We start from the raw sequence: 595 nt of genomic DNA, 5'->3' as shown, positions 1-595 counted from the left end.
GCACCATGAAATACGCGTGTAAATCGGGTCGTGAGTTTTAACCAGTTTTCGGGGGAAATATTCACTCTTTCGAGTAAGGGTAAGTGTGTACTTTTAATATACCCTCGCTTATCTTCTCTTATACAACGCCCTGTTAACTCTACAAGTTTAAGGTACGATTTAAGCTCAAACGGTAACCCTTTTGGCATAATTTGACGTGACATGCCTGCAAAGCGAAGTAACTGTTTAGGTTGCTTACCTTCTGTTGCGCTTTTTAAGCGCCTTTGAGCACTTGTATGGTCAGAGTCTTCTGGTGTATTTGCCACTTTTGCTCTGATGGGGTTTAAATCTACATACGCCATGCAGGCGGCAAGTGCGGCTTCATCAAGGAGTGCTTGAGATTTAAACCGACCTTCCCAAAATCTACCTGTGCAGTTATCTTCTTTATTTGCTCTACGCGCTATATTTTCATTCAATAAGCGCATAAACCAGCTAATGCTTGATAGGCGCTCTCGATATTCTTTTACTGTTTGATTAAAAAAGATAAGCTCTGCTTTACCTAGCTTTTCGCCCTGTATGTACTTTTGCGTAAGTACGGTGCCTTTGCACAGCTTGT

At 41.8% G+C, this 595-nt stretch carries 1 protein-coding gene; it reads right to left on the bottom strand.

From position 1 onward, the window contains the following. Nucleotides 1-595, bottom strand: a 595-nt coding sequence (locus tag CWC16_RS19305; protein ID WP_502705082.1) for a transposase, incomplete at both ends; no start/stop codon positions are given.

The organism is Pseudoalteromonas sp. S3776 (assembly GCF_005886915.1).
In the GTDB taxonomy this organism is placed as follows: Bacteria; Pseudomonadota; Gammaproteobacteria; order Enterobacterales; family Alteromonadaceae; genus Pseudoalteromonas.
The sequence above is the reverse complement of the archived record's forward strand: the minus strand, read 5'-3'. Positions and strand labels throughout refer to the sequence as shown.